The sequence below is a fragment of the Roseiarcus sp. genome (genome assembly GCF_052145395.1).
GTDB lineage: Bacteria > Pseudomonadota > Alphaproteobacteria > Rhizobiales > Beijerinckiaceae > Roseiarcus.
On sequence record NZ_JBKQOT010000513.1, the window covers coordinates 1 to 6,208 of the forward strand.

At 68.5% G+C, this 6,208-nt stretch carries 6 protein-coding genes; all 6 read right to left on the minus strand.

The genetic code is table 11. The annotated features are described in order from the left end of the window. Positions 1-648 precede the first annotated feature (648 nt). A complete protein-coding gene (locus ACLP25_RS17680) occupies positions 649-1,617 on the minus strand; it encodes an oligopeptide/dipeptide ABC transporter ATP-binding protein (protein ID WP_442470484.1) in 969 nt (322 codons plus the stop codon). After that, positions 1,614-2,588: an ABC transporter ATP-binding protein gene (locus ACLP25_RS17685; protein ID WP_442470485.1), complete on the minus strand. Its 975-nt coding sequence runs from the start codon at positions 2,586-2,588 to the stop codon at positions 1,614-1,616. The genes ACLP25_RS17680 and ACLP25_RS17685 overlap by 4 nt, the downstream gene beginning before the upstream one ends. A 1-nt stretch (position 2,589) precedes the next feature. Beyond that, the gene (locus ACLP25_RS17690; protein ID WP_442470486.1) at positions 2,590-3,417 is read right to left on the minus strand and encodes an ABC transporter permease; all 828 of its coding nucleotides are present in this window, start codon (positions 3,415-3,417) and stop codon (positions 2,590-2,592) included. Continuing rightward, the gene (locus ACLP25_RS17695; RefSeq protein ID WP_442470487.1) at positions 3,414-4,361 is read right to left on the minus strand and encodes an ABC transporter permease; all 948 of its coding nucleotides are present in this window, start codon (positions 4,359-4,361) and stop codon (positions 3,414-3,416) included. The genes ACLP25_RS17690 and ACLP25_RS17695 overlap by 4 nt, the downstream gene beginning before the upstream one ends. A gap of 43 nt (positions 4,362-4,404) precedes the next feature. Continuing rightward, positions 4,405-4,920, minus strand: coding sequence for a hypothetical protein (locus ACLP25_RS17700; RefSeq protein ID WP_442470488.1), 516 nt, complete (start codon positions 4,918-4,920; stop codon positions 4,405-4,407). Beyond that, on the minus strand, positions 4,907-6,208 hold a 1,302-nt coding region (locus ACLP25_RS17705; protein WP_442470489.1), incomplete at its 5' end, for a class I tRNA ligase family protein. The genes ACLP25_RS17700 and ACLP25_RS17705, both read right to left, overlap by 14 nt.

Here is a 6,208-nt window from a genome sequence, read left to right on the forward strand (position 1 = left end):
CACCCAGTGCTTCGTTCCGAGGGGGCAAAAATCGCGCGAGACGAGAGCCAGCCGATCGCCAGGATTGATGTTCTCTTTGTCAGGATATTAAACGAATTATATTGACAAAAACGGAACTTCGCCCGAAACTGATCCCCATGGCGGCCGATCGACCCGCGACGCCGCTCGCCCTGGACCGCAGCTCGGCTCCTGTCGAGTCGCGGAGCGGCGTGGTTGGCGTCGGCGGGGCCTTTTCGCGATGCGCCGGGAGACAGCGCAACGCCTTGAAAAGGTTCAAAACACCAATGGGGAACTGTTCCGTTGGCTTGGGTTGGGCTTGGGGTCGGCGCCCTGTTGGCTTGGGGCGCCGGACCTTGGCGCTTGGGTCTTTCCGCGCGAAAAAGCGGCGCGCTGCGTCTCCCAACGTTGTCATGCCCGCGAACGCGGGCATCCAGGGGCGGCATGGCGGTGAGCGCGGCAATCTGGCGCGTACGAGACACTGGTCTGCGCCGAGGCTCTGGATCCCCGCTTTCGCGGGATGACACAAGGGGCCGTTCCCGGTTGGGTTGCAGGTCTCAGCGGCGCCCTTCCGGCGGAATCGGCCGCCCGGAAAAGTCGCTGTAAATCCTTGAAAAGGCTCGAAACCGGCTCGGAAACGGCAAGGCTCGCTCAGACCAGCGGGAAATGGCACGCGGCGCGGCGGGTCTCTCCCGCGACTGCGGTCAGCTCCGGCCTCTCTGCGAGGCAGCGCGGCCGGGCGTATCTGCACCGCGGCGCGTAGGCGCAGCCTGCGCCGGAGGCTGGGGCGGGCGTGGCGTTGAGCGGCGGGGCGACCGTCGTCGACCGGTCGAGCCGCGGCGTCGCGTCGACGAGCTCGCGCGCGTAGGGATGCGCAGGCGAAGCAAACAGTTCCGCCGTCGGGCCGATCTCGACGATCCGGCCGCGGAACATCACCGCCGTCGTCTCGCAGATGTGGGCGACGACGGCGAGATCGTGGCTGATGAGCAAAAAAGTGACGCCGGCGTCGCGCTGCAAATCGCTCATCAGGTTCAAGGCCTGGGCCTGCACCGAGACGTCGAGCGCCGACACCGGCTCGTCGGCGACGACCAGCTTCGGCCTGGTGATCAGCGCGCGGGCGATGGCGACGCGCTGACGCTGGCCGCCGGAGAACTCGTGCGGATACTTCGCCGCGTCCGAGGCCCTCAAGCCCACCGCCTCGAGCGAGTCGGCGACGCGCCGGCGCCGCTCGGCCCGCGACGCGCCGCCCAAGGCGGCGAGCGGCTCGGCGACGATCCGCTCGACCCGCCTGCGCGGATCGAGCGAGCCGTACGGGTCCTGGAAGATCAGCTGCATATGGGCGCGCGCGGCCCGAAGCTCCCGCCGGCCGAGGTCGAACAGCGAACGGCCTTCCAGCCGCACGACGCCGGCGTCGGGCTTGTCGAGCGCGAGCGCGATGCGGGCGAGCGTCGACTTGCCCGAGCCCGATTCGCCGACGATGCCGAACGACCGTCCCGCGATGATCGAGAAGCTGACTCCGTTGAGCGCCGGGCGCACGCGGTGCGGCGCGAAGGGACGCGGCCGGTGCAAACGGTACGCCTTGAAGAGGTCGACGATGTCGAGGAGCGGGGCTTCGCTCATGCGTGAGGCCCCAGTTCGGCCGCGCGCCAGCAGCGCGAAACATGGACGCCGCCGAACGCGACTTCCGGCGGACGCGCCTTGCGGCAGACGTCGATCGTCCATTCGCAGCGGGCGGCGAACGGGCAGCCGGCGCCGACTTCGCGATGGTGGGGCGGCGAGCCGGGAATGGTTTTCAGCCTCACGCCGCGCTTCGCGCCGGGCTCCGGCCGCGCCTGAAGCAGCGCCCGCGTGTACGGGTTCCTCGGGTCCCGCAGCACCACGTCGACCGGCCCGCTCTCCATGATCAGGCCGCCGTACATGACGATCACCCGGTCGCAATGGGCGGCGACGACCGCGAGGTCGTGGCTGACGAGGATGAGCGCCATTTTCGATTCATGCCTGAGGCCGTCGAGCAGCGCCAGAATCCGCGCCTGCACGGTGACGTCGAGTGCGGTCGTCGGCTCGTCGGCGATGACGAGGCGCGGCCCGCAGCCGATCGCCATGGCGATCATCGCCCGCTGCCGTTCGCCCCCCGATAGCCCGAAGGGATAGGCGCGCGCGGCGCGCGCGGGATCGGCCAGGCGAACATGCTCCAAAAGGCGGATGGCCTCATGGAATGCGGCTTTCCGGCTCATGCCGCGGTGGAGCACGAGGGGCTCGGCCACCTGCTCGCCGACCCGGTGCAGCGGATTGAGCGCGGTCATCGGCTCCTGGAAGATCATCGCGATGCGGTCGCCGCGCAGGGCGCGCATCGCCTCCTCGCTCAAGCCCACGAGTTCGCGGTCCTCGAAACGGATCGAACCGCCGATGCGCGCGCCCTCCGGCGCGAGCCCCATCAGCGCGAGCGCCATCATCGTCTTGCCGGAGCCCGACTCGCCCACGACGCCGAGGCTTTCGCCCTCGCCGAGCCGGAAGGTCGCATCGTTGACGATGCGGACGGCGCCGCCTGAGGTCGGCAGGTCGACGACGAGGTCCTTCACCTCGAGCAACATGTCAAGACCGCGCCTTGAGCTTCGGGTCGAGGGCGTCGCGCAAGCCGTCGCCGAGCAGGTTGAGGCCGAGCACGCTGAGCGCGATGGCCGCGCCCGGGTAGATGGCGAGACGCGGCGCGTTGTAGAGCACGTTCTGGGCGTCGGACAGCATCCGGCCCCACGACGGCTGCGGCGGCTGCGCGCCGAGGCCGAGATAGGAGAGCGCGGCCTCGGCGAGAATCGCGATGGCGAACTGGATCGTCGCCTGCACGATCAGCTGAGGCGCGATGTTCGGCAGCACGTGGTCGAAGGCGATCGCCAGCGGTCCGCGCCCGGCGGCGCGCGCGGCGAGCGCGTATTCGCGCGCCAGGACCGAGTTGGCGGTGGCGCGGGTGAGCTTGGCGATGATCGGGACGTTGGCGATTCCGATCGCCACGATCGCATTGACGACGCCGGGACCGAAGGTGGACGTCAGCATGATCGCCGACAGGAGCGCCGGGAAGGCGAACACGAAGTCGCACGCCTTCATGATCGAATCCTCGACGACGCCTTTGGCGAAGGCGGCGAGAAGGCCGAACGCGAGCCCGAAGACGAGGCCGATGCCCACGGCGACGACGCCGACCAGAATGGAGACGCGCGCGCCGCCGATGATCTCGGAGGCGACGTCGCGGCCGAGGTTGTCGGTTCCGAACCAGTGGGCGAGCGAGGGCGGCGCGAGCTTGTGCGGAATGTCAATGGCGGCCGGCGGATACGGCGTCCAGAGGTACGATAGCGCCGCCATCGCCAGAAGCGCGGCGGTGAGAGCGGCCCCGACCCAGAAACTGGAGCTTTTGCGCGAAAAGCCTTTCATGCGGCGCGGCTCCTGAGCCGCGGATCAATCGCCGCGCAGGCGACGTCGACGATAAAATTCAGTCCGATGACGAGGATCGCGGTGAGCATCACGCAATCCTCGACCACCAGCGTGTCGCGATTGGAGATCGACTGCAGCATCAAGCGCCCGAGGCCCGGCAGGACGAACACGTTCTCGACCACGATCGCCCCGGCGACCAGGTTGGCGAACTGCAGGCCCATGATCGTCAGCACCGGCACGAGCGCGTTCGGCAGGGCGTGACGCCAAAGCGCCGCGCGCCGCGACACCCCCTTGGCGCGCGCGGTCCGCATGTAGTCCTCGTTCAGCGACTCGAGCAGCGCCGAGCGCGTGACGCGGGTCAGGATCGCCGCCTGCACCACGCCGAGCGCAACCGCGGGCAAAATCAGCGCCCCGACTGCGCGGGCAGGATTGGACCAACCGGGAAATCCGCCTGCGGGAACGAGCCTCAGCGTGACGGCGAACACAATGACCAGCAGAATCGCCAGCCAGAAATTCGGCACCGCGAGGCCGACCTGGCTCATGCCCATCACGACCGCGTCGCCCGCGCGCCCGCGGCGATCCGCCGAGTAGACGCCGGCCGCGAGCGCGATCGCCGCCGACAGCGCCATCGCCATGACGGCGAGCGGCGCGCTGACCGACAAGCTCGAGGCGATCAGCGGCGCGATCGGCGAACCGTAGGCGTAGGAGACGCCGAGGTCGCCGCTCAGCGCTCCGCCGATCCACAGCGCATAGCGAACATGCAGCGGCTGATCGAGGCCGAGCTTGTGGGCAAGCGCCGCCACCGCTTCCGGCGTCGCGGTCGGCCCGAGCATCGTCTCGGCCGCGTTGCCCGGAAGGATGTCCATGACGGCGAACACGACGAGCGACGCGATGATGAGCGTCGCCGCGAGGACCGCAAGCCGCTGAAGGACATAGAGCAGCATTGCGTTTGAGGCTAGAGTGTATGGTAAAGCCGGCGCAAGACCCTTACGGCGTCTTCGCCGCGAGCGCCGAGGCGAGGCGAAGCGAAATCTCCTGCGACAGCGCTCGAGCGAGGCGAATCTCCGCGTCGCGCGCAGCGCGCAGGTCGGCGTAGCGCTGCGTCGTGCGGTCGTAGGCGGCCGCGGCGTTGGCCGTTCCTTTCACAACCTCGGCGCCGCCGTCGACCTTGGTCAGCGTGTAGTCGGCGTCGCCGGTCACCGTCGCGGACGAGGCCACGTTGATCTCGGAATTGACGGTCGGCGTCTGCACGCCGGTCGAGATCTTCACCGCAAGGCGATATTTCGTCGGCGACGCGGTCTGGCCGGTGCCGTTGATGTCGGCGATCAGGTCCTCAACGAGATAGTGGCCGATGCGCGAAGGGATAGGCGTGACTTCGATGGCGCGCATGTCTTCGACGAGGCCGGGGTGCGCGGACTCGCTGTAGAGCGGTGTGAAGCAGCCGGAGAGGCCCGAGGCGAAAACCAGCGCGGCGGCGGCCGCCGCCATTCTAGACCACGACATTGACAATCCTGTTGGGGACGATGATCACCTTCCGGGCCGGCTTGTTATCCATGGCCCGAATGACGCCGTCGAGGGCGAGCGCGGCTTTTTCGATCGCCGGGTTGTCGGCGTCACGCGCAATCGTCAGTCCGCCGCGCTTCTTGCCGTTGACCTGCGCGACATAGGTCACGGTGTCGGAGACGATCAGGCTGCGGTCGGCCGCCGGCCAGGGGCTGTGCGCGACGAACGTCGGGTGCCCGAGAACCTCCCAGCACTCCTCGGCCAGATGCGGCATCATCGGCGCAAAGCAGTGGACGAGGATGTCGCCGGCCTCGGCGAACGCCCAGCGCAGGTCGTCGGCGACCGGGACCGCCTCGATCGCGCCGACTGCCGCCGAGAGCGCGTTGGCGAATTCGTAGATCTGGGCGATGCAGACATTGAAACGCAGCCGCTCGATCTCGTCCTCGATCTTGGCGAGCGCGGCGTGAGCGATCTGGCGGATGCGCTTCGCCTCGTCGCCGAAGGTCTCGGGCCGCGCCGGTCGCTTGGCGCCGACGACGCGCTCGATCTCGCAGACGAGCCGCCACAGCCGCTGCGTCTGCTTGTAGGCGCCCTGAACGCCGGCCTCGGTCCAGATCACGTCGCGCTCGGGCGGCGAATCGGACAGCATGAACCAGCGGGCCGTGTCGGCGCCATAGGTCTCGATGATCTCGTCCGGGTCGACCGTGTTGCGCTTCGACTTCGACATCTTCTCGACCGGTCCGATCTCGATCGGCTCTCCAGTGTCGATCAGGACCGCGCGGCGCTCGCCGCCGTCGGCGTCGATCTGAACTTCGCTCGGGGCGATCCACTGCCCGCGCCCGTCGCGGTAGGTCTCGTGCACCACCATGCCCTGGGTGAAGAGGCCGGCGAACGGCTCGTCGAGATCGAGATGCCCGCACTTGCGCATCGCGCGGGTGAAGAAGCGTGAATAGAGCAGATGCAGGATCGCGTGCTCGATGCCGCCGATGTACTGATCGACCGGCAGCCAGGCGTTAGCGACGACTGGATCGGTCGGCGCGGCCTCATCGGTCGGATCGGTGAAGCGCACGAAATACCAGGACGAATCGACAAAAGTGTCCATGGTGTCCGTCTCGCGCCGCGCCTCACCGCCGCACTGCGGACAGGCGACGTGCTTCCAGGTCGGATGACGGTCGAGCGGATTGCCCGGCTGATCGAAGGTCACGTCGTCGGGCAGCCGCACCGGCAGGTCCTTTTCCGGAACGGGCACGACGCCGCAGCGCTCGCAATGGATGACCGGGATCGGGCA

Excerpts from the sequence above, each read along its gene's own strand:
- ACLP25_RS17700 (WP_442470488.1), bottom strand. The coding sequence starts at position 4,920 with ATGTCGTGGTCTAGAATGGCGGCGGCCGCCGCCGCGCTGGTTTTCGCC.
- ACLP25_RS17695 (WP_442470487.1), bottom strand. The coding sequence starts at position 4,361 with ATGCTGCTCTATGTCCTTCAGCGGCTTGCGGTCCTCGCGGCGACGCTC.
- ACLP25_RS17685 (WP_442470485.1), bottom strand. The coding sequence starts at position 2,588 with ATGTTGCTCGAGGTGAAGGACCTCGTCGTCGACCTGCCGACCTCAGGC.
- ACLP25_RS17680 (WP_442470484.1), bottom strand. The coding sequence starts at position 1,617 with ATGAGCGAAGCCCCGCTCCTCGACATCGTCGACCTCTTCAAGGCGTAC.
- ACLP25_RS17690 (WP_442470486.1), bottom strand. The coding sequence starts at position 3,417 with ATGAAAGGCTTTTCGCGCAAAAGCTCCAGTTTCTGGGTCGGGGCCGCT.